We start from the raw sequence: 23,456 nt of genomic DNA on the forward strand, positions 1-23,456 counted from the left end.
AATTATGGAAGTAACATTTGTCGTTATTGATGATAACATTTCAATTAAAGAACATTCTTTACTCTATACCTTAGAAGACAAAGGTTTTAATGTTTTGTTTTTTTTGAAACCTGAAGAAGGTTTGGACTTTATAACAAATCATTTAGATCTCAATATGGTAGTTCTTTTAGACATTCAATTTTCTGCAACAGATAAAGAAGATGGTCATTCAATATTAAAAAAAATAAATGAAAAATCGGAATTAATTCCAGTAATCCTATGGAGTGGTATAAACGAAGCAGAGGAAACATTTAGCGATTTTATTAATAATAAAGCTTTTGGATTTATTAGTAAAGACGCTAATATTCAAGAATCTTTAATTCCTATCGATAAGGCATTACATTTTCTAAAAACCAATCTAGACAATACAATTGAAGACTGGATAATCCAAAAAAATGAAGATAAAGATATACCAATTTTTATATCTTCTGATGGCAATTCTTTCTCACTAAATGAAATTTTACACGAAATAAGAACCCAAAGCGAAATAGGAAAATCATTTTCAAGAAGATTAAATGAACTTACAATTGATTTATTATTAAGAAAAAAAGAGAATTTAAATGGCTAATACAATAATTGTAGTTGACGAAGCTGATTCAAAACTTGGTCATTTTTTTCAAATATGTATTGAAGATTTGAACATGTTTTTTAATGATATAAATATACATCCAACACTATTAAATAGTGTAAAGCTTAACGACCTATCTGTTCAATTAACTACAGAACCATTTGAATCGTTTGTTTTTGGAGCTTACTCTCATGGAAATAAAAATTGTTTAATTAAATCTAACACATCCTATGTGTCTACAACAATAAATAATACATGCTTCAATAATTCTTTTTTTTATACATTTTCTTGTAGTTCAGGATATGAATTAGGAAATAACTTAATTGAAAATGGTTGTCTATGTTTTATAGGATATAATAAAATAATTTCCATATGGAATACTCATATTAAGCCTTTTGTTATTTGTGCTAATCATGGGCTAAAACTATTTTATCATGGTTTAAGTACTTTTCAAATAGTAACCGAAATGAAAAAGCAATATAATCAAGAGATTGATGATCTTTACACTAAAGATTTTATGATTGCTTCAATTTTAAGAGAAAATAGAGATGCATTAGTAAAACATGGTAATGATATCAACATAATAAATTTGACAAATGCGTAAAAACCTTTGGACGCGCGAAGAACTTATTCTTGCTTTCAATCTCTATTTGAAACTTCCATTTGGAAAAATGCATAAACGCACACCAGAGATTATTGGATTAGCAAATTTGCTTGGTAGAACTCCAAGTTCAATTGGAATGCGTTTGGGTAATTTTGCAAGTGTTGACCCTTTTCATCAAAACCGAGGAATTGGCGGTTTAAAAGGCGGTATGAATCAAGTAAAACCTATTTGGGATGAGTTTTTCAATAATCAAGAAGAATTAGTTTTTTTAAGTGAACAAATTTTAGCACAAAAAGAAAACACATCTATAGAAAACAAATACCAAGAGTTACTTTTTGACATCAAAGATTTAAAAGGAGAAATGGTTACTCGTGAAGTAAAAACAAGGGTAAATCAATCAGTATTTAGAGAAATGGTTCTAGCAAATTACAATACAAAATGCGCCATAACTGGTATTGATATCCCTAAACTATTATTAGCAAGTCATATTGTTCCTTGGTCAAAAAACGAAAAAGAAAGATTAAACCCAGAAAACGGCATTTGCCTGTCAGCATTATACGACAAAGCTTTTGATAAAGGTTTAATCGGAATTGATTTAGATTATAAAATCCTTTTATCTAAAGATTTGAAAACTAAAAAAGATACTCCTTTTTACCAACAACATTTTGCTCCAATAGAAAATAAAAAAATAACAGAGGCTATTAGTTATTTTCCAAGAAAAGATTTTCTACAATATCATTTAGATGTCGTTTTTGAAAAATAACCTAACCCCTCTTCAACCAACCAGTCACACTAAACCTTCTTTCGTTGGTAACTAAAACTTCGTGTTGCAGTTCGTCGCTTTTAAAGAAAACGGTTTTGCCTTGCATTGGTGCAATGGCTTGGTTTTTTGGTTTTTGGTGTATAAAAAGTTCGCCGCCATCTTGGGTTTGCCAATGTGGGTTCAGGTAACTCACCATCGAGAATTGCCGTTTGTTATCGTCTTCAAATTGGTCTAAATGCGGTCGGTAAAAACTCCCAACTTCATAAAGCGAGTAGTGAAACTCATAACTTTTTATATTCGTAAAACAAGTTTCGTTAAGGTACACAATAAACAATTCAATCTTTTCTAAAAATTCCGTTTCGTGGCGGTTGTTGTGGGCTTTGTCCAGCCAATAAATCTTATCGTTTCTTATCAAATCGTCAAAAACCATAATGCCGTCATTACCTACACCAGCCGTAATTAATTGTTGGTCGTTATTCAAAGCCAGCATATTGGCTTTTAAATGATAACACAAATCGTCACTCAAAAAATGGTCAGCAATGCCCACTTTATGTTCCATATAACTAGCAATCAAGGTTTCAAAATTCGCATCCATACCACATTCCCCACACTTGATTAGACAAGATGGTGTAAGGTAAGACTTTAAAATCCAGTAAAGCAGTTATTTAACGTTTAATACAGCAAGTAAAGTTTCACTATTTTAAAAATCCGCGCCAATCCGCGTTGCAAAGCATCCGTCAAATCCGCGTTCCATAAAAGTAACACGAATCCAAAAACCATAAAAAAGTATACTTGTATAACTATAATAGGATTTATTAATTAATCTATATAGTTATTTTAGGACGGGTCACATACTTTTTAGGTCTAATTTTGGTGTATGGATAAGGCATAGATAAAGCATAGATAAAGCATAGATAGTGTATGAAAAATGCAAAAAATGAACTAGTTCCATTAAGTAAAAACAAGTACCACTATCGGACCATTCCAATCCACAAAAAACAATACAATTACATAGCATAAAACATTGATAAAATGAAGCGTAATTATTTCACTAAACATAAAATAATTGCGTTTTATCTAATAATTTAATAAAAATAAAATCTAAACCCTACTTTTTTATTTAAATCAAACCATAAAACTAACTATTTTTATAATTTTACCCTATAATTTTTAGGGTATTGTTTAAAAATATATAAAATGAACTTAGAAAAACGTTGGATATCGGCATTTATAATTATTGCTACAGCAGCAATTACAGGTTTGTTTTGGCAACACCAACCGCCAACAAACAATTTCAACGATGCCAACGCTATCAACTTTGCCGATGTAGCTTGGTTGTTAACCGCTTCGTGTTTAGTCTTATTAATGACACCCGGACTTTCCTTCTTTTATGGCGGAATGGTAGGCAAGAAAAATGTGATTTCAACAATGCTTAAAAGTTTTATTTGCCTTGGCGTAGTAAGCTTGCTTTGGGTAACCATCGGTTTTAGTTTGTCCTTCGGCTCACCCATTGGCATCACAATCAACGAAACCTATTATGGCATCATTGGCAATCCGCTAGAGTTTGCCTTCTTCGATCAAGTCGCACTTTTACCACACAAATCTTTAGGCACTACATTACCTTTTATTCTTTTTGCTCTTTTTCAAATGAAATTTGCTGTAATTACACCAGCAATCATTACAGGCGCTTTGGCCGAGCGCATTCGCTTTATCTCGTTCCTATTGTTTATTTGCTTGTTTACCATTTGCATCTATGCACCGTTATGTCATATGATATGGCATCCACAAGGTCTACTCGGTAGTTATTTTGGCGTAAAAGATTTCGCCGGAGGAACTGTCGTACACATGAGTGCAGGTTTCGCAGCATTAGCCGGAGTAATCGTTTTAGGTAAAAGAAAAAACAGCGAACACATTCCAACCAACATTCCATTCGTACTATTAGGAACAGGATTGCTTTGGTTTGGCTGGTTTGGTTTCAATGCAGGTTCGGCACTTGCCGCCAACGCAACAGCAGCAATGGCATTTGCAACAACAACAATTGCCTCAGCATCGGCAATGATGACTTGGGTATTCTTTGACAGACTTAACGGAAGAAAAGTGTCAGCACTCGGAGCTTGCATTGGAGCAGTTGTTGGTTTAGTGGTCATCACGCCATCGGCTGGTTTTGTATCCATTCCGCAAAGTATTTTCTTCGGATTTATAGGCGCTATAGTTTCCAACAAAATGGTTTATTGGAAAAAGCTAAAGCAAATAGACGACACCTTAGATGTTTTTGCATGTCACGGCGTTGGCGGCATTATGGGAATGATTCTAACAGCCATCTTCGCTCAAGGAGAAAACGCCAGCTTACTTCACGGTGGTTGGAACGTTTTTGGTCACCACATGACGGCGTTAGTTTTAGTTTCCACTTTCACCTTTGGTGGCGCCTATTTGTTGTTCAAACTAACCAACCTAATCATCCCAATCCGAGTAACAGAAGAGTCAGAAGACGTAGGCCTAGACCTATCCCAACACGGTGAAAAGTTTTAGTTTATAAATAAAAAAACAACAACGCAGATTAAAGAAATTTCTCTAATTTCTCCAATCTGTGTTCCAAAAATCTATGCTTTATAATACAAAGCGAAGCGACTTTACCCCAAAAAACAAATCTATGTTTCTATGTGTTTAAAAAACTTTTATTCCTTTTGAAGTAAAACTTTACAGATTCTAAAAATCATTAACAAAAATCTATGCTTTATAATACAAAGCGAAGCGCCTTTACCCCAAAAAACAAATTTATGTTTCTATGTGTTTAAAAAACTTTTGTTCCTTTGAAGTAAAACTTTACAGATTCTAAAAATCATTAGCAAAAATCTATGCTTTATAATACAAAGCAAAGCGCCTTTACCCCAAAAAACAAATCTATGTTTCTATGTGTTTAAAAAACTTTTGTTCCTTTTGAAGTAAAACTTTACAGATTCTAAAAATCATTAACAAAAATCTATGCTTTATAATGCAAAGCGAAGCGCCTTTACCCAGAAAACAAATCTATGTTTCTATGTGTTTAAAAAACTTTTATTCCTTTTGTCTTTAAAAATTCCTATTTTTATCAAAACAAAACTTATGAAAAAACTTCTTCTCACACTATTATTAACAACACAATTGTCTTTAGCCCAAGACAAACAAACTATAAATAATTTACTAGACAATTGGCACAAAGCAGCATCAGAAGCGAACTTCAATGCTTATTTTGATGTGCTACACGATGACTCCATCTACATTGGAACCGATCCAACAGAAAATTGGACCAAACCACAATTCATAGCTTTTGCAAAACCTTATTTCGATAAAGGACGCGCTTGGAGCTTTACCGCTTTAGAAAGAAATATCTATTTTTCCAAAGACGGAAAAACAGCTTGGTTCGACGAACTCCTAAACACTCAAATGAAACTATGTCGTGGCTCAGGAATACTAGTAAAAGAAAAAAACCAATGGAAAATTAAACACTACGTACTTTCAATGACCATTCCTAACGACAATACCACTGAAGTTACTAAAATTAAAGCACCAATAGAAGACGCTTTAATAAAACAACTAGAAAAATAACACTACCTAAGTTCCTTAATTGGAACTTTTTTTTTGCCTAAAAAAAACCAAACCTTTTTTATTCTCGTAAATGATGCTATAACAAATCAAGAACATCATGAAAATTAACAAAAAAGTAAAAATCGTACTATTCAGTATTCTGGGTATTGGGCTATTATTTTTTGCAATATTAGTCTATCACATTGCTAACGCAAGACCAATAGAAAATGCAACCATTCAAATCAGTCGAATTGATTTTGACAAACCATTCGATTCTCTTGGAACAGTTGATATAAAAGAAAAATTACATTCCATCAAAGGTGTTAAAAGCGACATCATTGTTAAAAATAACGTGGTTGTTTATTTTCACGACAACACTATAGCCGACTCTAAAAAAGTGTATAACGAATTAATGAGTAAAGGCGATTATAAAGCAGAACGTTTTGTGTTACCAGCAAGTATGGCCAACCAGCAAGCTTGTCCGGTAATTAAGAAAGACGGTTTGAGTTATAAGTTTACCAAATTAGTACAATCAATTTTTTAATTAATCTTTAAATATAAATTCTATGACTAAATTTTCAAAACTAGCACTATGTGCTTTAGTACTTGGAGGTTCGATGTTCTTCACATCTTGTAATGATGATGATGAAACTCCAGCAGCTCCAGCAAAACCATCAATCTACGCTAGATTAGGTGGAACAACAATGGTAGCTGATCCAGACAACGCAGGACAAATGATTGAACAAGGTCGTTTAAGCTACAGAAAAGTAGTGAATTCAACTGTAGGTTTAATTGTTGCTGACGTACAAAATAATGCTCCTGGTAACTTAGGTGCTCATTTTGCTCCAGTATTAGGAGAAGTAGGTGCTGGAAACACTACTAACTTAGCAATCCTTGTAGATAATTTAACTGATTTCTTTTCTTTCAATACAGGAGGAACAAATCCAGTAAATACTTACTCAGGATTGGATATGGTTAGAGCTCATAATCCTGCACAAAACCCAAGAATGGGTGTAAAATCTACTAATGCAAACTACGACAAATTTGTAGGTTATGTAGGTGCTGCCGCTGTTTCTAACGGTGTACCAGCAAACTCAGAACTATTTACAGATGTAGTAGCTGTATTAGAATCGTTGAGAGCTCCGATTGTTCAACAATAGAGTTTTTTGTTTAGAGTTGAGCGCTACCTTGTTCTTGGGGTAGCGCTTTTTTTATGCTGTTATTTTTGCTTTTTAAGATTGTCTATCATTTCAACCGTCATGTTCTCGATGGTATAATCATTCTTCCAACCCCAATCTTCTCTTGCCGAAGAATCATCTATAGAAGCGGGCCAACTGTCAGCAATCTTCTGACGAAAATCAGGATTATAATCGATAGTAAATTCTGGATAATGCTTTCTAATTTCAGCTGCAATTTCTTTAGGAGTAAAACTCATCGCAGATAAATTATAAGAAGAACGAATTTTTATCTGTTCGCTATCGGCTTGCATAATACTTACGGTTGCCTTAATAGCATCATCCATATACATCATAGGCAAAGCAGTATCTTCAGAAAGAAAAGAGGTAAACGAACCTTTTTCAATGGCTTTATGATAGATATCTACAGCATAATCTGTCGTTCCGCCACCAGGTTCGGTAGTCCAACTAATCAACCCTGGATAACGAATACTTCTTACATCAACACCATACTGATTGTGATAATACTCACACCAGCGCTCACCAGTTTGTTTAGAAATTCCATAAACAGTCGTTGGTTCCATTATAGTATATTGTGGCGTGTTGTCTCTTGGTGTTGTTGGTCCGAAAACGGCAATACTTGAAGGCCAAAATATCTTTTTTATTTTTCCAGCTTTCGCCAAATTCAATACGTGAAAAAGCGAATTCATATTTAAATCCCAAGCAAAAGCAGGATTTTTCTCCGCAGTGGCCGAAAGTAAAGCTGCCATTAAATAAACATCGGTGATTTGATATTGTTCAATTAAATGCTCAATTTGATTATAATCAAGTGCATTTACAACTTCAAAAATTCCGTTGTTTACAATATCATTATTGAGTTTTCTAATATCCGAAGCAATTACGTTGTCATTTCCGTAAATACTTCTAAGTTTGACGGTTAACTCAGTACCTATTTGTCCACAAGCACCGATTATTAAAATTTTAGTAGCCATAGTTTGTTTAGTTTGTGCTACAAAGATAACGTTTTCGCCAGAATGATACCGTACTTACATTTGAAAAACAAATACTCAACATTTATAAAACCTTTCACAAAATCTCTAAAACAAAACTGCTACTTTTGTACTTTTGTAATTAAATCTTATTTCTTCTAATGAAGTTATCCTATATCTATTTAATACTGTTGATTTTATCGCTATCGGCTTGTCAAAACGACAATACCACACTGCTAGTCGAACAACAAAAAGAAGCTAAGAAAAAAGAGGTTGTTTTTAACACCATCAACCGTGGTTGGGTTTTTGACATTATACCAGTTGAACCACTAACACAAAGCCGAATCAATAGTTGGATAGAATGGCGCAATTTTCTAACAGAAATAAACCAAAAACCTAAAAGCACAATTGGTGCCTTTCAGAAAAAAGCAGCCGCACTTTCGCTAAAAGTAATGGACTTAAATAATAATATTCCGGCTGAATTTAATAAACCACAGGTAAAAGCTCGTATCGCGGTAATTACAACCAAAATTAAATCCTTAGATTTATTTATTCATTTAAATCAAATTCCAGCTAATAAAGTAGTAAAACTTGTGGGCGAAGTAAATCTAGAAGTAGAATACCTTCAACTACAAATGGAAGAAATTGTAAAAAGAAGTTTGATTCCAAGAGAAGAAGGCGAACCCGATTTTATTAAAATGCAAGATACCACAAGAGCTATCCCAAATACAGCGATTTAACACTAAGTTTTGAGTAAAAATAACATCCTTTCGGTTTATCAAAAGTCGGCAAAGACCCAACTTTTAACCACTAGTTTAGAACAACGAGATGCCAAAATAAATGCCAAAGGTTTATTAGGATCGGCGTTATCATTTGTGCTTCAAGCAGCTTTTGAAAAAACAGAATTACCTTTTTTGTTACTATTCAATGACAAAGAAGAAGCCGCTTATTACCTCAACGATTTAGAACAACTAATTAATGAAAAAGACGTGTTGTTCTATCCTGGTTCGTACCGTCGTCCTTACCAAATTGATGAAACTGACAACGCTAACATTCTTTTAAGAGCCGAAGTTCTAAACCGCATTAATTCACGAAAAAAACCAGCAATAATTGTTTCTTACGCCGAAGCCATTTTTGAAAAAGTTGTAACCAAAAAAGACCTTGACAAAAACACACTAAAAATTGCTGTCAACGACAAAATTGCCATCGATTTTATTAACGAAGTGTTATTTGAATACAATTTTAAAAGAGTCGATTTTGTAACCGAACCAGGAGAATTCTCTGTGCGAGGCGGAATTATAGATGTGTTTTCGTTTTCTAATGACAATCCGTATAGAATTGAATTTTTTGGTAACGAGGTGGACTCAATCAGGAGTTTTGATGTAGAAACACAATTATCAATCGAAAAACTGAAGAAAATTTCGATCATCCCTAATGTTGAAAATAAATTTTTCGAAGAAAATCGCGAAAGTTTTTTAGAATATATCGATCCAAAAACAGTGCTTTTTATTCAAAATACAGAATTATTGTGCCAACAACTTGACAAACTTTTTGCAAAAGCAACAGAAGTATTTGACAAACTCGATGCAACGATAAAACATCTTGAACCCAAAGATTTATTTTTAAACCAAGAGCAATTTCTTAAAAAAGCCTTGAATTTTTCGGTAGTTGAATTGGGTAATTCACCGGTTTATAAAATTGATAAAACTATAGAATTTCATATCCAACCGCAACCTTCATTTAACAAGCAATTTGATTTGTTACTGAACAATTTGGGAGAAAATCATTTCAACGGAATTAAGAATTACCTGTTTTGTGCCAATGAAAATCAAGCCAATCGTTTTCACGATATTTTTGAAGAAATTGATGAAGAACAAGTGGAAAGCATTCGCAAACAATATAAAACGGTTGTATTTCCATTATTTCAAGGTTTTATTGACCAAGAAAATCAAATTGCTTGCTACACCGATCATCAAATATTTGAACGATATCACAAATTCAATATCAAAAATGGCTATTCTAAAAAGCAAACCATCACATTAAAAGAATTAACTTCTTTAACTGTTGGCGATTATGTTACCCACATCGATCACGGAATAGGAAAATTTGGCGGATTGCAAAAAATTCAGGTTGAAGGAAAAACGCAAGAAGCCATAAAATTGGTGTATGCTGATAACGATATTGTGTATGTTAGCATTCATTCGTTACACAAAATCTCAAAATACAACGGCAAAGAAGGTGCGCCACCAAAGATTTACAAATTAGGAAGCGGCGCTTGGAAAACGTTGAAACAAAAAACCAAAGCACGTGTTAAACACATCGCATTTAACCTAATTCAATTGTATGCAAAGCGAAGATTAGAAAAAGGTTTCGCTTGCGCGCCTGATAGTTATTTGCAAAAAGAGCTCGAGAGTTCCTTCATTTATGAAGATACGCCCGACCAAATTACAGCAACGCAAGACGTAAAAGCCGATATGGAAACCGATAGACCAATGGACCGATTGGTTTGTGGTGATGTTGGTTTTGGAAAGACGGAAGTCGCAATTAGAGCGGCATTCAAAGCCGTTGACAACGGAAAACAGGTTGCTGTTTTAGTTCCAACAACAATCTTAGCTTACCAACATTATAGAACTTTTTCGGAACGATTAAAAGATATGCCAGTATCGGTAAACTATTTAAACCGATTTAGAACCGCTAAAGAACGTACCGAGACCATAAAAAATTTAGGAGAAGGAAGAGTTGATATCATTATTGGAACCCATCAATTGGTTAATAAAGACGTTAAATTTAAAGATTTAGGATTGCTAATTATTGACGAGGAACAAAAATTTGGGGTAAACGTAAAAGACAAATTAAAAACCATCTCAGCTAATATTGATACCTTGACTTTGACTGCAACGCCAATACCAAGAACACTTCAGTTTTCGTTAATGGCTGCGCGAGATTTATCGGTTATTACAACTCCTCCACCCAATAGATATCCTATTGAAACTAATGTGGTTCGTTTTCACGAAGAGTTAATTCGTGATGCTATTTCTTATGAAATTCAGCGAAATGGTCAAGTGTTTTTCATCAATAATCGAATAGAAAATATTAAAGAAGTAGCTGGAATGATCCAACGATTAGTTCCAGATGCAAGAGTTGGCGTTGGACACGGACAAATGGACGGTAAAAAGCTCGAAGAATTAATGTTAGGCTTTATGAATGGCGAGTTTGATGTTTTAGTAGCTACGACGATTATTGAAAGTGGTTTGGATGTACCAAATGCTAATACCATTTTCATCAATAATGCTAATAATTTTGGATTGTCTGATCTGCATCAAATGAGAGGACGCGTTGGCCGAAGTAACAAAAAAGCCTTTTGTTATTTTATAACGCCACCTTATTCTGCGATGACCGACGATGCTAGAAAACGTATTCACGCTCTAGAACAATTTTCAGAATTAGGAAGCGGATTTAATATTGCAATGAAAGATTTAGAAATTCGTGGCGCTGGAGATTTATTGGGTGGCGAACAAAGTGGTTTCATCAACGACATCGGATTTGATACTTATCAAAAGATAATGAATGAAGCTATTGAAGAGTTGAAAGAAAACGAATTCAAAGATTTATATCCAACAGAAAACGATATTGAGACTAAAGAATATGTAAAAGATTTACAAATCGATACTGATTTTGAATTACTATTTCCTGATGATTATATCAACAGTATTACCGAACGTTTAAATTTATACAACGAATTAAGTTTGATTAAAAACGAAGCGGCTTTAGAAAAATACGAACAAAAACTCATCGACCGATTTGGTGCGTTACCAAAAGAAGCCAATGCACTATTAAACAGCATCCGAATAAAATGGAAAGCAACCACTATCGGAATCGAAAAATTGGTAATGAAACAAGGTAAAATGGTAGGCTATTTTGTAGGTGATCAACAAAGCGACTTCTACCAATCTAATCGATTTTTGAAAATGGTGCAATTTGTTCAAATGAACAGTAACCTTTGCAAAATGAAAGAAAAAGAAACTAAAAACGGACTGCGATTGCTGTTAACTTTTGAAAATGTAAAAAGCATCAATAAAGCATTGGAATTGATTAATAGAATATAAATAAAAATCTATATCTTTGCTTGTAAATATATAAAAATGAGCATTCAAACGGAAAAATCGATACTTTTTGATTTACTTCAAAACATTAATGATATTTCGCTTTTAAAAAAAGTGAAGTCGTTTGTCTTAGCTGAGATTGAACCATTAAATCTAACTCAAAACCAAAAAAGTGAGTTAGAAAAAAGATTAGAAAATCACAATCAAAAAAATGATTCTAATAGTGATGCTTTTGAATTCTTAGATAATTTAAAATCAAAATATGAGTTATAAAAAACTCATTATTAAATCTACTGCTGCAATAGAAATTGAAGAAGTAATTGCGTATTATTCTGACATTAATAAATCTATCGCTAAAAAACTTGAAAAAGAAATTCGTAGCTGTTTTATAAAGATTTTCACAAATCCTGAAAGTTTTCAATTTAAATACAAAACAATTCGTGTCATTTGGTTAACAAAATTCCCTTATGGAATTTACTATTTGTTTGACACGAATGAAGTTTATATTATAGCATTTTGGAATTCAAAAGAAGATATTCCAACTAAAATTAAGAATGCTTTTTAAGATTTGTCACAATATGAATAATTTGAACGCATCAATAAAGCACTAGAACTGATCAACAGAATATAAAAACAAAAACCATCTAAAGTCTAGATGGTTTTGTTTTTTTACTTGATAAGCTATTTTTATTTTCTAACTACTTTGAAATTGGCTTCTTTATCACCATCAAACTTCAATTTAAAGAAATAAGTTCCTTGAGCAAATGCTGATATATCAACGTTAGTACTAGTTTCATTCAAATTGTTATCTAACAATAATTGTCCGGTAACATTGTATACTTGAATGTGATTGATAGCTGTTTTCGAATTTATCGTAACCTTTCCATTAGATGGATTTGGATAGTAGCTGAAATCAATATAATTATTACTAGCTGTGTTTAAATTTGGTGAACAAGATATTGTAGCAATGAATCCTGAATCAATAACTCCTTGGTCAGAATAAAACTTAACGGTTAACGAACCATCAGCAGCAGACGAAACAAACGGACCAGGAATGTTGTTACCTGTTGAACCTCCTGGATTCAATAATGTTGCTGCAGTTGAATTTCCATCGTAAACATACAGGTAATCGTAATCTAGCTCTAATGAAAATGCTGAAAACGTAAGTACGATATTATTATTAGCAACATCAGGAATAATAGTTCTTACTACAGTTTCCATATTAGTATAATCACCTGTTGCGCCACCAGAATCTGTGAATACAATTCCATTACAGAAATTAGCTGCAGTTACAAATATTAATTCTCTTCCGCCAATTTCTAAACCTGATGTACAACTCGGACTAATTTCGGCAACGTAATAAGAATTAGGATTTAATCCGTTAACTACATAATTATTTGTTGTAACAGAAATCCAACTTCCTGGAGTTGCTCCAAAAGGATATACTCTAAGTTTCCAAGCAGTAAAAGTTCCAGAATCAATCCAACTAATAGTTGCAGTGTCTGTTCCAATATTATTAATTGATATCGATGAAACTGTATTTATACAAGTGTTAATACAATCTGTACTCAAACAAGGACCGTTATTTACTGCATTCAGGATGGCGTTTTTAGGTTGAGGACCAAATCCGTTACTGAATTTAATTCCAACACCATTTACTAAATGACAATAACTCATTATGGTACCTTTGGCAGTAGAAGAAGGAATTGTTAAAGGAGTTGTTCTGCAAGAATAACCTTCTGCTGATGAACCTTGTGCTTGAGAAGCACAATTATCAATCGCTGTGTTGTTTCCGTTCCACGCACAAGAATGTGTGTGACGTGAACCCAATAAATGTCCGAATTCGTGCGTAATTACTTGAACCGTCCAAGAATAAACTGGAATTGCTGGCGGTGTTGCTCCTGTATAGGCAAAGTTCACATCCGAATAACAAAAATTATTTTGTGAACACAAACCATTAATACCTACGGCTACTCCACCCAAACCTCCTGGATCGATACCTACTAAATGTCCTAAATCGCCATCAAAAATTGGTCTAACCTCGTTAAATTTATATAAATAAGCCGATGAAGACGTTCCGATTCCATCATATGGATCTGGAGTTGTCCAAATAAACATTGATTTCAATGCTATGGTTATACCATCAACTGCATATAAAGACTGTACATTATTAAAAACGGAAGTCATCCAATTGGTTGTTGTAGTGGTATTACTATTATTAGAAGTGAACAAATTGTAATCAACTTCGAAGTACATTGTTACGCATCTAACACTGTTATTGTCTCTATTTCCAACTACTGGTTCATCCGCATGAAGTGATTCGTCATCTTTAAAAGAACATTCGAAACCGCTACCAACTTGCATTTTTGAATCAGAATATACTATATAATCGGTAACATTTCCTACTTTTTCAAATTTACCTACTACAAGGTTATTTAATGCATCATTTGACGCTACTCCATTAAATTCATTAGGAAAGAAATTAAAAGAGGCAACTGAATTGTAATCTCCTTTAACAATGCCTCGATAATGAACGCCAGGATTATACGCAATGTTTTTAGACTTATCAGTATCAATGTGAAAGCCTTCTGCATAAAGGTTTACCTTGTACAAATCCATTTTAACTATCGACCCGTTGTAAGGAATAGATAATTCAATAAATTCATATTTATTGGCAACAATATCATTAACAACAGTAGTTTTAATTGTTGCTAACGTTGCATCTGTTACGATATTATTTAGATTCTCATTTGGTTTTTCTGAAGTGGCTGTTAAAACCGATAATGGTCTAAAAACAACTCGTGATGTTTCTAATTCTTGAATCTTTTTTGCAACTTCATTTTGAGCAAATAAGAAAACAAAACTAAACAATGAGGCGATTGTAAAGATTTTTTTCATAGTCTATTGATAAATTAATGTTGTAAAGTTAATAAAAATGTAATACTTACATAATTTTAGTAAAATAAATGTGTTTTTTTATAAATTGTTTAATTTAAAAATAATAAAACGCATCTTTAAGATGTTCAATTTTTAACGCTTCGTTTTCTTTATAAACCGAAATAATATCAAATCGAACTTCTACATCTAAATCATTGGAAATCACATATTCATTTACGGCTTTGACCAACAATTGGATTTTTTTGGGCTTAACAAAATCTTGCGGCAACCCAAACTCAATTGATGATCTAGTTTTTACTTCAACTATAGCCAAAATACTACCTTTTTGAGCAATTATGTCAATTTCGGCTTTTTGAAACGTCCAATTTTGTTCTAGAATATCATAGTTGTTTTCCTGTAAGTAAGCTACAGCTGTTTCTTCTCCCAGTTTTCCTAAATCATTGTGATCGGCCATAGGATTGTTGATTGTTGATTAACGATTTTTGATTTTAGAATTACTTCAAAAATAAAAAATTGTTAATTTTAATTCGTTATTCAAAAACCACTTTACTTTCTAAATCGTTTACTTCCATTGTAACTTGTTTCCCAAAAATCAAAGCGCGATTATCTGCCAAATGCCCAGCAGGAAAATTATATATAATAGGAATATTGTAGTTTTTAGTAATATCTTGAATAATTTCTAAAGCGTTTTTTCCCCACGGAATTTCATTGTCTTTCATCTTAGTCATTCCACCAACAATAATTCCTTTCAAACTTTCAAGACAACCATTGCGTTTTAAATTGATCATCATTCTGTCAATGTGATATAAATATTCATCTAAATCTTCAATAAAAAGAATTTTATCACTGCAATCAATTGCCGATGGCGAACCAAATAAACTGTATAAAATTGATAAATTACCGCCAACCAATTCACCTTTGGCTGTTCCGTAACGATTCATAGTTTCACACGGAATAGTGTATTCTAAATGTTCACCAAAAAGCGATTTACGCAAGGTTTCTTTAGCTTCTTCCGATGCTTTAGCACTTACAGGCATAATTCCGTGAATCGATGCAAAACCCATAGTATTTAGATGACTGTGCAAAACGGTTACATCGCTAAAACCAATAATCCATTTTGGAGATTGTTTAAATTTTGTGAAATCAAGTAAATCAATCATCCTAACCGTTCCATAACCACCACGAACGCACCAAATGGCTTTGATATTAGGATTATCTAGCTGTGTCTGAAAATCGGCTGCACGTTGCTCATCAGTTCCTGCAAGTTGGTTATGGTCAAGACCAATGGAAGAACCTATTACAACTTCTAAACCCCAATTTTTCAACCACGAAATCGCTGGTTTTAAATTATCTTCAATATTTTTACGCGCTGTTGCAACAATGGCAATAGTATCGCCTTTTTTTAAATTAGGTGGAAATATCATCTTTTTTTGTGCTTGAATATTCGAAACAAATAAAATTGTAACTATTATTATATTACTAAGTTTCTTCATTAAAATTTTAAATCTTTAGGCAAATCTAATAATTTTTATGCCATCCTAATCCAAAAGTAAGTCCTAATCCTACAAATGATGTTTTGGAAATATCACCATAAAACTTAAAACCAATACTGTTTGACAAACTTGTTGGTTTTCCAATCGGAATCAATTCATAAATACGGTATTTTTTTTTACTTGAATTAAACCATTTAATATTCAATTCAAATGGAAAACCAATACTTTGAACGTTGTCATACTTTAAAACTCCATTACTATCATCAACTAAAAACTCTCGATCAATATATGAAATACCTGCAGAAAAACTATACGATAAATTATCTTCAATAATTCGTTTACCGAGCATAAGCGCTTGCTCTTTTAATATTGCAACTTCATCATATACAGGAACAAATAAAATCCTACCTTCTTTTCTCTTTTCAGTAACTTCAAGATATCGATAAGTTAACAAATACTGATTCTTTTGAAAATTTAATGTGCCGCCTTCCGTAAATCCCTTAGAACTTCCATTGGAATAGCCACCCAAAATTTCAGCAAACACTATAGGATTAGTTTTTACTTTTTGAGCAAAACTATTTACTACCATAATTGAGGTAAAAACAAAAAATAATAAAACCTTTTTCATCTGTTTTTTGATCAAAAATAGAAAATTAAACCCAAATTATTTAAGCAAATTAACAAGTAGATAAAAGTCCCTAGTTGTCTCTGCTAAAAAATACTTATTTTTGCACTTATTCTGAACTTGATTCAGAAACAAATTAATAATTTTAAGATGTTAGAAAATCCAAAAAGATATACCATTACTGCAGCGTTGCCTTATACTAATGGTCCAATTCATATAGGTCATTTGGCTGGTGTTTATGTTCCTTCTGATATTTATGCTCGTTATTTGCGTTTGCAAGGAAAAGACGTCGCATTCATTTGCGGAAGCGATGAACACGGCGTAGCAATATCAATGAAAGCCAAAAAAGAAGGCATCACACCACAACAAGTGATTGATAAATACGACGGAATTATCCGCCAATCGTTTATTGATTTTGGAATATCATTTGATAATTATTCAAGAACATCCTCTAAAATTCACCACGATACGGCACAAGAATTTTTTAGAAAACTTTACGATAACAACGATTTTATAGAAGAAGTAACGGAACAATTATATGATGCCAAAGCCGACCAATTTCTTGCAGATAGATTTGTTATAGGAACTTGCCCAAAATGTGGGAACGAAGAAGCTTATGGCGATCAATGCGAAAAATGTGGCTCAACTTTAAATGCAACCGATTTAATCAATCCAAAATCAACAATTACTGGAGAAACACCTGTATTAAAATCGACTAAACATTGGTTTTTACCACTAGACAGATACCAAGCTTTTTTACAAAAGTGGATTTTAGAAGGTCACGCCAAAGATTGGAAAACCAATGTCCTTGGTCAAGTTAAATCGTGGTTAGACGACGGATTAAAACCTCGTGCGGTAACCAGAGATTTAGATTGGGGAATTGACGTTCCGGTTGAAGGTGCAGACGGAAAAAAACTTTATGTGTGGTTCGATGCTCCAATTGGCTACATTTCGGCAACCAAAGAATGGGCTGCAAGAGAAGGAAAAAACTGGGAAGATTATTGGAAAAAAGAAGATACCAAATTGGTTCATTTTATTGGTAAAGACAACATCGTTTTTCATTGCATTATTTTTCCAGCAATGTTAAAAGCTGAAGGAAGTTTTATTCTGCCAGATAATGTTCCTGCCAATGAATTCTTAAATTTAGAAGGAAACAAACTTTCTACGTCTAAAAATTGGGCGGTTTGGTTGCACGAGTATTTACTTGATTTTCCTGACAAACAAGATTCTTTGCGCTACGCATTGACATCAAACGCGCCAGAAACTAAAGACAACGATTTTACATGGAAAGATTTTCAGGCGAGAAATAACAATGAATTGGCTTCAATTTTAGGGAATTTCATTAACCGTGTGGTGGTTTTAACTAATAAATACTACGACGGATTTGTTCCGACGCCAAATGATTTTAGTGAAGTTGATTTACAAACTTTAGCCGAATTAAAAGCTTATCCTGCAGTAATTTCATCGTCAATTGAACGTTTTAGATTTAGAGAAGCGCAAGGTGAATTGATGAATGTTGCTCGTTTAGGAAATAAATATTTAGCCGACGAAGAACCTTGGAAAATGGTAAAAGAAAATCCAGAGCGAGTAAAAACACAAATGTATGTTGCTTTGCAAATTGCAGCGGCTTTGAGAATTTTATCAGAACCATTCTTACCGTTTACTTCTTGCAAATTATCAGGAATTCTAAAAACCGATTTGAATTTGAGTTGGAATGATGTTTCTGAAAGAACCGATTTAATTGCTGCAGGACATCAAATTGGTGCTGCCGAAATTTTATTTGCTCAAATAGAAGATGCCGAAATTCAAAAACAAATAGACAAATTAGAAGCGACAAAAAAAGCCAATGTTATGGAAAATCAAGTTGTAGAACCACAAAAAGAAACGTCAACATTTGAAGATTTCTCCAAATTAGATTTACGTGTTGGAACAATTTTGGAAGCTGAAAAAATGCCAAAAGCCAACAAACTTTTAGTTTTAAAAGTAGATACCGGAATTGATGTGAGAACAATCGTTTCAGGAATTGCAGAACATTTCTCGCCAGAAGAAGTGGTTGGAAAACGTGTAACGGTTTTAGTGAATTTAGCACCAAGAGCATTGCGTGGCGTTGAAAGTCAAGGTATGATTTTGATGACCAACAATGCAGAAGGTAAATTGGTTTTCGTAAACCCAGACACTTCGACATCACCCAGTGCAGGCGCTGATGGAGTTGAAAATGGAGCTTTGATTTCGTAAAAATATCACCGCGAATTCGCAAATTTTATCTGAATTTTGATTAGAGTAATTTGCGACTTTGCGGTCAAATAAAAAATAATGAACCCAAAAATAATCGCTTTCGATGCCGATGATACCCTTTGGCACAACGAACCTTACTTTGACGAAGCGCAAGCCAAATTCTGTGAGCTTTTTGCAGACTATGCTTCTAAACAAGAAGTTTTGCAACTGATTTTAAAGCATCAAGTGAGAAATCTGCCTTTGTATGGATTTGGAATTAAAGCATTTACACTTTCTATGATTGATGCTGCTTTAGAATTGACCAACGAACAGATAACAGGACATAGCATAAAAAAAATCACTGATATTGGTAGAGATTTATTGCAAAAACCGGTAGAGCTTTTGCCCGATGTGGAAGATGTTTTGCAACAATTAAAAGGAAAATACAAACTTGTTGTAGCAACCAAAGGCGATTTAAAAGACCAACATAGAAAATTGCACGATTCTGGAATTGGACATTATTTTCACCATATTGAAGTAATGAGTGATAAAAAAGAAATAGATTATGAAAAAATGCTGCTGCGTTTAGATACCAAACCAGAAGATTTTATAATGATTGGAAATTCTTTAAAATCAGATGTTTTGCCTGTCTTAAATATTGGCGGACACGGTTATCACATTGCCTATCACACTACATGGGAATATGAAAAAATTGATTTTGAAATAGAACATGATAACTTCAAATCACTTGAAAAAATCACCGATGTTTTACCGATTCTTTTAAAATAATTCAGCATTCGTGTAATTAATTAACATACAATTCGTGCTAATGCGTGCAATTCGTGTCTGAAAAATACTGAAATAAATTCAGCATAAATGAAACAAAAACTAAACCTAGAAACCTGGAATCGTAAAGAACATTTTTTGTTTTTTAAACAAATGGAGGAACCGTTTTTTGGAATAACTGTAAATCTAGATTGCACCCAAGCTTATGCAAAAAGCAAAGCGTTAAATGTTTCATTTTTTACCTATTATTTGCACAAAACTTTAGTTGCTGTCAATGCCATCGAACCTTTCAGATATCGAATAATTGATAACGAAGTTTATATTTTTGATAGGATTGATGTATCTTCAACCATCTTGCGAGATGACAAAACCTTCGGATTTTCACAGATAATATTTGATAGTAATCTTGAAATATTTGCCAAAAACACTAAAGAAGAAATCGCCAGAATTCAAACTACAACAGGACTTTTTACAAGAGAATTTTCTGAAAATCTAATTCATTTTTCGGCTTTACCTTGGATTAATTTTACTTCATTTTCACACGCTCGAAGTTTCACTTGGCCCGATAGTTGTCCGAAAATATCTTTTGGAAAAATGATGGATGAAAACGGAAAAAAAACGATGGCAATGTCTGTACACGTGCACCACGGATTGATGGACGGATATCACGTGGGTGAATTTATAGAATTCATTCAAAAAGAACTTAATTCCTAATGTTTCCTATTGCGTTTCATCCCATTTTTAAGCACCCTTTACCTGATGGTCATCGATTTCCTATGGAAAAATATGATCTTTTACCTCAGCAACTTTTGCACGAGGCAACGGCTTCACCCGAAGATTTTTTTGAACCAGAAATTTGTGACTTAGAACACGTTTTAAAAGTTCATACCGTTGACTATGTAAATGATTTATTAAACTTAACTCTTGACCCAAGAGCAGCAAGAAAAATAGGATTTCCACTTTCTAAAGAATTAGTTGAACGAGAATTAAGAATTGCAAACGGAACGATAATAGGTTGCGAAAAAGCATTCGAAAAAAGAGTTGCTTTCAATATTGCTGGTGGCACGCATCACGCTTTCTCTAATCGTGGTGAAGCCTTTTGTTTACTAAATGATCAAGCTATTGCAGCACACTATTTACTCCATAAAAATTTAGCTAAAAAAATATTAATTATTGATTTAGATGTACATCAAGGAAATGGAACTGCCGAAATTTTTTCAAATAATGATTCGGTTTATACATTTTCTACGCACGGCAAAACAAATTATCCGTTTAAAAAAGAGATATCTGACTTAGACATAGCTTTTGAAGATGGAACCACTGATGCTGAATATTTAAACATAATTTCGAAAACGATTCCTGAATTAATTGATAAAGTAAAACCCGATTTCATATTTTATTTGGCAGGTGTCGATATCTTAGAAACTGATAAACTAGGAAAATTAAGCTGCACTTTAAAAGGATGCAAAACTAGAGACGAAATTGTTTTTAGCAACTGCGAAAAATATCAAATTCCTGTGCAAGTAAGTATGGGCGGCGGTTATTCTCCTGAAATCAAAACAATAATTGAAGCACACGCCAATACCTATCGTGTTGCAAATTATATTTTCTAGAAAAAATAAGTCCAATTCTGACCATCACTAATAACAATCACTGTTTTTAGTAAAGAATTGGGTGGCATATTTAATGGTGAAGCAGTCAATGTACTCGAATCTTTGGCAAAAAAGTTTCCACCAAAGGAATATATTTGAGCGGTTACTGAGTTTGAAATATTACGTAACACATATATTCGTCCTGGAACATTTGCAGCATTAGGCAATATAAATTGTTGACTTCCAGAATTTGGTGTTAGTGAGATATAAACACCATCATTTATTGGTGTTGCGCTTCCTGCTGGACCACCATTGAAGATAGCTGAACCTGCAACATTTGAATTAATAATTCCTATTTCCTTTACGTTCAAATTTCCGTTAATATCAAGCGTACTTAATGGAGTCGTGGTATTAATTCCAACTTGGGATAATCCGCTGTGGAAATAAAATCCAAACACCAATAAAAAAAGAATTTGCTTGTTAGGAAACATTGCTGTTATAAAAGATTAATGATTATTTAATAAAGATATTAAAAAAACATAATGTTACTAATTTATATCCTATCGAAAACGTTTTCGTGTTAAAAACTTATGGCTTTTTGTAGCATTGCATCTACATAAATTAAAAAAAGCGACAGAGTTTTTACTTCCATCGCTTTGTTTAAAGTTCAATTAATTTTCTCAAAAAGCATTCAATACCGATAAGATATCATCTCCATAATTTAAGGTTCTCGATGCTCCAAAACCTTTTACTGTTTTAAGTTCGTCTAAATTTTGTGGTTTCGATTTAATAATAGAAATCAAATGTGAATTGTGACAAATTCTAAAAGACGACCAACCTAATTTTTGAGCTAAATCATTGCGCCATTCTTTCAAGGCTGTGAAGATTTCGTTCTCTTGTGCATTAAGTTCTATAACTTCAGTAGGTTTTGCATCGCTTGTAGCTTTTGAATCACCTTTTTTCAGTTCATAGAAAACTACTGCCGACCAAAAATCTGTTGTTCCTGTGGTTACAAAATTGGTTGAAGTAAGCTTTACCTCTACCGAATCTAAAAACGCATTCATACGTGTTTGATCCTGCTGGCAATTTTCTTTATCTAAACGAATATTAAATACTTTGATGTTCATCGTGACACTTTTTTACGTTAGACTATTTACCTAAAAGCAATAACTCGTTGGCAACAATTTCAGTGATGTAACGCTTGTTTCCTTCTTTGTCGTCATAACTTCTGTGCGTTAGTTTTCCCTCAATAGCGATTTCTTTACCTTTGATAACATATTTCTCAATAATGTCAGCTACTTTTCCCCAAGCGGTAATTCTATGCCATTCGGTATTCTCGACCATTTCACCTTTAGTATTAGTGTAACTCTCGTTGGTAGCAATAGTGATATTAGCTACTTTCTTTCCTCCATCAAAGGTTTTGATTTCTGGTTCTTGTCCTACGTGTCCGATTAATTGTACTTTGTTTTTAATTGCATTCATGGCGTGTAAATTTTTAATTGTTTTTGTTATTTGAAAATTATTCTGGATTTGAAATTGTAATTGCTTTTTTGAAATTGATATTGCAATTGAATTTTGATATTGAAACTATTTGCTCATTAAAACAAGTTCGTTTACCATTACTTCTGTTATGTAACGCTTGTTTCCGTCTTTATCGTCATAGCTTCTGTGGGTAAGTTTACCTTCAATGGCGATTTCCTTTCCTTTAGTTACATACTTTTCGATTATGTCGGCTGTTTTTCCCCAAGCACTTACTCGGTGCCATTCGGTGTTTTCAACTTTATCACCGTTTTCTTTGTAATAAACTTCATTAGTAGCGATGGTAAGGTTGGCTACTTTTTTTCCTCCTTCAAAAGTTTTGATTTCTGGTTCTTGACCTACATTTCCGATTAATTGTACTTTGTTTCTCATGGCGTGTAAAATTTAAATTGTTATTATTTATTAAGTTATCTGTTGTCGGTTGTGAGTTATCAGTTTCTCATTTCGACGATGCAAAGTTGTGGCGGCTTGCAAACTTTATTCGGTTGATTACCATTTAAAATC

The 23,456-nt window shown here is 33.1% G+C and carries 25 protein-coding genes; 15 read left to right on the top strand and 10 right to left on the bottom strand.

Annotated features, from left to right (window positions below; translation table 11 throughout):
• Window positions 1-4 precede the first annotated feature (4 nt).
• From Q0050_RS10945 to Q0050_RS10955, 3 genes are read left to right on the top strand one after another with little or no spacing between them, the layout of a single operon-like run.
• Window positions 5-607: a response regulator gene (locus Q0050_RS10945; RefSeq protein ID WP_298395496.1), complete on the top strand. Its 603-nt coding sequence runs from the start codon at window positions 5-7 to the stop codon at window positions 605-607.
• A complete protein-coding gene (locus tag Q0050_RS10950; protein WP_298395499.1) occupies window positions 600-1,211 on the top strand; it encodes a hypothetical protein in 612 nt (203 codons plus the stop codon). The genes Q0050_RS10945 and Q0050_RS10950 overlap by 8 nt, the downstream gene beginning before the upstream one ends.
• A complete protein-coding gene (locus tag Q0050_RS10955) occupies window positions 1,204-1,974 on the top strand; it encodes an HNH endonuclease (RefSeq protein ID WP_298395502.1) in 771 nt (256 codons plus the stop codon). The genes Q0050_RS10950 and Q0050_RS10955 overlap by 8 nt, the downstream gene beginning before the upstream one ends.
• A gap of 1 nt (window position 1,975) precedes the next feature.
• Here Q0050_RS10955 and Q0050_RS10960 read toward each other — a convergent pair whose 3' ends face one another.
• Window positions 1,976-2,569: a 2OG-Fe(II) oxygenase gene (locus Q0050_RS10960; protein ID WP_298395505.1), complete on the bottom strand. Its 594-nt coding sequence runs from the start codon at window positions 2,567-2,569 to the stop codon at window positions 1,976-1,978.
• Window positions 2,570-3,171: 602 nt separating this feature from the next.
• Between Q0050_RS10960 and Q0050_RS10965 the strand changes: the two genes are divergently transcribed.
• The 4 genes from Q0050_RS10965 to Q0050_RS10980 all read left to right on the top strand — a co-directional run bounded on the left by Q0050_RS10965 (window position 3,172) and on the right by Q0050_RS10980 (window position 6,698).
• Window positions 3,172-4,503 (top strand): ammonium transporter, encoded by a 1,332-nt coding sequence (locus Q0050_RS10965; RefSeq protein WP_298395507.1) that lies wholly within the window; start codon window positions 3,172-3,174, stop codon window positions 4,501-4,503.
• A 573-nt stretch (window positions 4,504-5,076) separates the two neighbouring features.
• Window positions 5,077-5,559, top strand: a complete 483-nt coding sequence (locus tag Q0050_RS10970) for a nuclear transport factor 2 family protein (RefSeq protein WP_298395510.1) — start codon at window positions 5,077-5,079, stop codon at window positions 5,557-5,559.
• Between the two features lie 97 nt (window positions 5,560-5,656).
• Complete coding sequence (locus Q0050_RS10975) at window positions 5,657-6,082, top strand: hypothetical protein (RefSeq protein ID WP_298395513.1); 426 nt, start codon at window positions 5,657-5,659, stop codon at window positions 6,080-6,082.
• A gap of 22 nt (window positions 6,083-6,104) precedes the next feature.
• Entirely contained in the window at window positions 6,105-6,698 is a 594-nt protein-coding gene (locus Q0050_RS10980; RefSeq protein ID WP_298395516.1) for a hypothetical protein, read from the top strand.
• Window positions 6,699-6,757: 59 nt separating this feature from the next.
• Here Q0050_RS10980 and Q0050_RS10985 read toward each other — a convergent pair whose 3' ends face one another.
• A complete protein-coding gene (locus Q0050_RS10985; protein WP_298395519.1) occupies window positions 6,758-7,705 on the bottom strand; it encodes an L-threonine 3-dehydrogenase in 948 nt (315 codons plus the stop codon).
• Window positions 7,706-7,863: 158 nt separating this feature from the next.
• Between Q0050_RS10985 and Q0050_RS10990 the strand changes: the two genes are divergently transcribed.
• Genes Q0050_RS10990 through Q0050_RS11005 form a run of 4 tightly spaced genes read left to right on the top strand, consistent with a single transcriptional unit; the run spans window position 7,864 to window position 12,370 of the window.
• Window positions 7,864-8,442, top strand: coding sequence for a hypothetical protein (locus Q0050_RS10990; RefSeq protein WP_298395521.1), 579 nt, complete (start codon window positions 7,864-7,866; stop codon window positions 8,440-8,442).
• 9 nt (window positions 8,443-8,451) lie between these two features.
• The gene (mfd, locus tag Q0050_RS10995; protein ID WP_298395524.1) at window positions 8,452-11,808 is read left to right on the top strand and encodes a transcription-repair coupling factor; all 3,357 of its coding nucleotides are present in this window, start codon (window positions 8,452-8,454) and stop codon (window positions 11,806-11,808) included.
• A gap of 36 nt (window positions 11,809-11,844) precedes the next feature.
• Window positions 11,845-12,078, top strand: coding sequence for a hypothetical protein (locus tag Q0050_RS11000; protein ID WP_298395527.1), 234 nt, complete (start codon window positions 11,845-11,847; stop codon window positions 12,076-12,078).
• Window positions 12,068-12,370: a type II toxin-antitoxin system RelE/ParE family toxin gene (locus Q0050_RS11005; protein WP_298395530.1), complete on the top strand. Its 303-nt coding sequence runs from the start codon at window positions 12,068-12,070 to the stop codon at window positions 12,368-12,370. The genes Q0050_RS11000 and Q0050_RS11005 overlap by 11 nt, the downstream gene beginning before the upstream one ends.
• Before the next feature lie 122 nt (window positions 12,371-12,492).
• Here the strand turns inward: Q0050_RS11005 and Q0050_RS11010 are convergent, their stop codons facing one another.
• The 4 genes from Q0050_RS11010 to Q0050_RS11025 all read right to left on the bottom strand — a co-directional run bounded on the left by Q0050_RS11010 (window position 12,493) and on the right by Q0050_RS11025 (window position 16,824).
• Window positions 12,493-14,703, bottom strand: a complete 2,211-nt coding sequence (locus tag Q0050_RS11010) for a M12 family metallo-peptidase (RefSeq protein WP_298395532.1) — start codon at window positions 14,701-14,703, stop codon at window positions 12,493-12,495.
• 94 nt (window positions 14,704-14,797) lie between these two features.
• Complete coding sequence (locus Q0050_RS11015; protein WP_298395533.1) at window positions 14,798-15,157, bottom strand: YraN family protein; 360 nt, start codon at window positions 15,155-15,157, stop codon at window positions 14,798-14,800.
• Window positions 15,158-15,233: 76 nt separating this feature from the next.
• Window positions 15,234-16,127 (bottom strand): LD-carboxypeptidase, encoded by an 894-nt coding sequence (locus Q0050_RS11020; RefSeq protein ID WP_298395536.1) that lies wholly within the window; start codon window positions 16,125-16,127, stop codon window positions 15,234-15,236.
• A 94-nt stretch (window positions 16,128-16,221) separates the two neighbouring features.
• Window positions 16,222-16,824, bottom strand: a complete 603-nt coding sequence (locus Q0050_RS11025; protein WP_298395539.1) for a hypothetical protein — start codon at window positions 16,822-16,824, stop codon at window positions 16,222-16,224.
• A gap of 147 nt (window positions 16,825-16,971) precedes the next feature.
• Here Q0050_RS11025 and metG point away from each other — a divergent pair, with 147 nt between their 5' ends.
• From metG to Q0050_RS11045, 4 genes are all read left to right on the top strand, one after another.
• Entirely contained in the window at window positions 16,972-19,056 is a 2,085-nt protein-coding gene (gene metG, locus Q0050_RS11030; protein ID WP_298395542.1) for a methionine--tRNA ligase, read from the top strand.
• Window positions 19,057-19,134: 78 nt separating this feature from the next.
• The gene (locus Q0050_RS11035) at window positions 19,135-19,824 is read left to right on the top strand and encodes an HAD family hydrolase (protein WP_298395545.1); all 690 of its coding nucleotides are present in this window, start codon (window positions 19,135-19,137) and stop codon (window positions 19,822-19,824) included.
• Window positions 19,825-19,911: 87 nt separating this feature from the next.
• A complete protein-coding gene (locus Q0050_RS11040) occupies window positions 19,912-20,535 on the top strand; it encodes a chloramphenicol acetyltransferase (RefSeq protein WP_298395548.1) in 624 nt (207 codons plus the stop codon).
• Entirely contained in the window at window positions 20,535-21,434 is a 900-nt protein-coding gene (locus tag Q0050_RS11045) for a histone deacetylase (RefSeq protein ID WP_298395551.1), read from the top strand. Before Q0050_RS11040 ends, Q0050_RS11045 begins: the two co-directional genes overlap by 1 nt.
• Here Q0050_RS11045 and Q0050_RS11050 read toward each other — a convergent pair.
• From Q0050_RS11050 to Q0050_RS11065, 4 genes are all read right to left on the bottom strand, one after another.
• Entirely contained in the window at window positions 21,431-21,904 is a 474-nt protein-coding gene (locus Q0050_RS11050; RefSeq protein WP_298395554.1) for a hypothetical protein, read from the bottom strand. The genes Q0050_RS11045 and Q0050_RS11050 overlap by 4 nt on opposite strands.
• A gap of 189 nt (window positions 21,905-22,093) precedes the next feature.
• Window positions 22,094-22,540 carry an HRDC domain-containing protein gene (locus Q0050_RS11055; RefSeq protein WP_298395556.1) on the bottom strand — a complete coding sequence of 149 codons (447 nt, stop codon included), beginning with the start codon at window positions 22,538-22,540 and terminating at the stop codon, window positions 22,094-22,096.
• 22 nt (window positions 22,541-22,562) lie between these two features.
• Window positions 22,563-22,895: a single-stranded DNA-binding protein gene (locus tag Q0050_RS11060; protein WP_298395559.1), complete on the bottom strand. Its 333-nt coding sequence runs from the start codon at window positions 22,893-22,895 to the stop codon at window positions 22,563-22,565.
• 105 nt (window positions 22,896-23,000) lie between these two features.
• On the bottom strand, window positions 23,001-23,324 hold the full coding sequence (locus Q0050_RS11065; protein ID WP_298395562.1) for a single-stranded DNA-binding protein: 324 nt from the start codon (window positions 23,322-23,324) through the stop codon (window positions 23,001-23,003).
• Between the last annotated feature and the right edge of the window lie 132 nt (window positions 23,325-23,456).

The organism is Flavobacterium sp. (assembly GCF_027483985.1).
GTDB lineage: Bacteria > Bacteroidota > Bacteroidia > Flavobacteriales > Flavobacteriaceae > Flavobacterium.

What these genes read in the sequence shown, in the direction of transcription:
- Q0050_RS10960 (WP_298395505.1), bottom strand. Translation starts at nt 2,569, where the DNA reads ATGGATGCGAATTTTGAAACCTTGATTGCTAGTTATATGGAACATAAA.
- Q0050_RS11055 (WP_298395556.1), bottom strand. Translation starts at nt 22,540, where the DNA reads ATGAACATCAAAGTATTTAATATTCGTTTAGATAAAGAAAATTGCCAG.
- Q0050_RS11035 (WP_298395545.1), top strand. Translation starts at nt 19,135, where the DNA reads ATGAACCCAAAAATAATCGCTTTCGATGCCGATGATACCCTTTGGCAC.
- Q0050_RS10950 (WP_298395499.1), top strand. Translation starts at nt 600, where the DNA reads ATGGCTAATACAATAATTGTAGTTGACGAAGCTGATTCAAAACTTGGT.
- Q0050_RS11015 (WP_298395533.1), bottom strand. Translation starts at nt 15,157, where the DNA reads ATGGCCGATCACAATGATTTAGGAAAACTGGGAGAAGAAACAGCTGTA.
- Q0050_RS11000 (WP_298395527.1), top strand. Translation starts at nt 11,845, where the DNA reads ATGAGCATTCAAACGGAAAAATCGATACTTTTTGATTTACTTCAAAAC.
- Q0050_RS10980 (WP_298395516.1), top strand. Translation starts at nt 6,105, where the DNA reads ATGACTAAATTTTCAAAACTAGCACTATGTGCTTTAGTACTTGGAGGT.
- metG (WP_298395542.1), top strand. Translation starts at nt 16,972, where the DNA reads ATGTTAGAAAATCCAAAAAGATATACCATTACTGCAGCGTTGCCTTAT.
- Q0050_RS10965 (WP_298395507.1), top strand. Translation starts at nt 3,172, where the DNA reads ATGAACTTAGAAAAACGTTGGATATCGGCATTTATAATTATTGCTACA.
- Q0050_RS11045 (WP_298395551.1), top strand. Translation starts at nt 20,535, where the DNA reads ATGTTTCCTATTGCGTTTCATCCCATTTTTAAGCACCCTTTACCTGAT.
- Q0050_RS10975 (WP_298395513.1), top strand. Translation starts at nt 5,657, where the DNA reads ATGAAAATTAACAAAAAAGTAAAAATCGTACTATTCAGTATTCTGGGT.
- Q0050_RS10990 (WP_298395521.1), top strand. Translation starts at nt 7,864, where the DNA reads ATGAAGTTATCCTATATCTATTTAATACTGTTGATTTTATCGCTATCG.
- Q0050_RS11050 (WP_298395554.1), bottom strand. Translation starts at nt 21,904, where the DNA reads ATGTTTCCTAACAAGCAAATTCTTTTTTTATTGGTGTTTGGATTTTAT.
- Q0050_RS11060 (WP_298395559.1), bottom strand. Translation starts at nt 22,895, where the DNA reads ATGAATGCAATTAAAAACAAAGTACAATTAATCGGACACGTAGGACAA.
- Q0050_RS11040 (WP_298395548.1), top strand. Translation starts at nt 19,912, where the DNA reads ATGAAACAAAAACTAAACCTAGAAACCTGGAATCGTAAAGAACATTTT.
- Q0050_RS10945 (WP_298395496.1), top strand. Translation starts at nt 5, where the DNA reads ATGGAAGTAACATTTGTCGTTATTGATGATAACATTTCAATTAAAGAA.
- Q0050_RS10970 (WP_298395510.1), top strand. Translation starts at nt 5,077, where the DNA reads ATGAAAAAACTTCTTCTCACACTATTATTAACAACACAATTGTCTTTA.
- Q0050_RS11025 (WP_298395539.1), bottom strand. Translation starts at nt 16,824, where the DNA reads ATGAAAAAGGTTTTATTATTTTTTGTTTTTACCTCAATTATGGTAGTA.
- Q0050_RS11020 (WP_298395536.1), bottom strand. Translation starts at nt 16,127, where the DNA reads ATGATATTTCCACCTAATTTAAAAAAAGGCGATACTATTGCCATTGTT.
- Q0050_RS11010 (WP_298395532.1), bottom strand. Translation starts at nt 14,703, where the DNA reads ATGAAAAAAATCTTTACAATCGCCTCATTGTTTAGTTTTGTTTTCTTA.
- Q0050_RS11065 (WP_298395562.1), bottom strand. Translation starts at nt 23,324, where the DNA reads ATGAGAAACAAAGTACAATTAATCGGAAATGTAGGTCAAGAACCAGAA.
- Q0050_RS10985 (WP_298395519.1), bottom strand. Translation starts at nt 7,705, where the DNA reads ATGGCTACTAAAATTTTAATAATCGGTGCTTGTGGACAAATAGGTACT.
- Q0050_RS11005 (WP_298395530.1), top strand. Translation starts at nt 12,068, where the DNA reads ATGAGTTATAAAAAACTCATTATTAAATCTACTGCTGCAATAGAAATT.
- Q0050_RS10955 (WP_298395502.1), top strand. Translation starts at nt 1,204, where the DNA reads ATGCGTAAAAACCTTTGGACGCGCGAAGAACTTATTCTTGCTTTCAAT.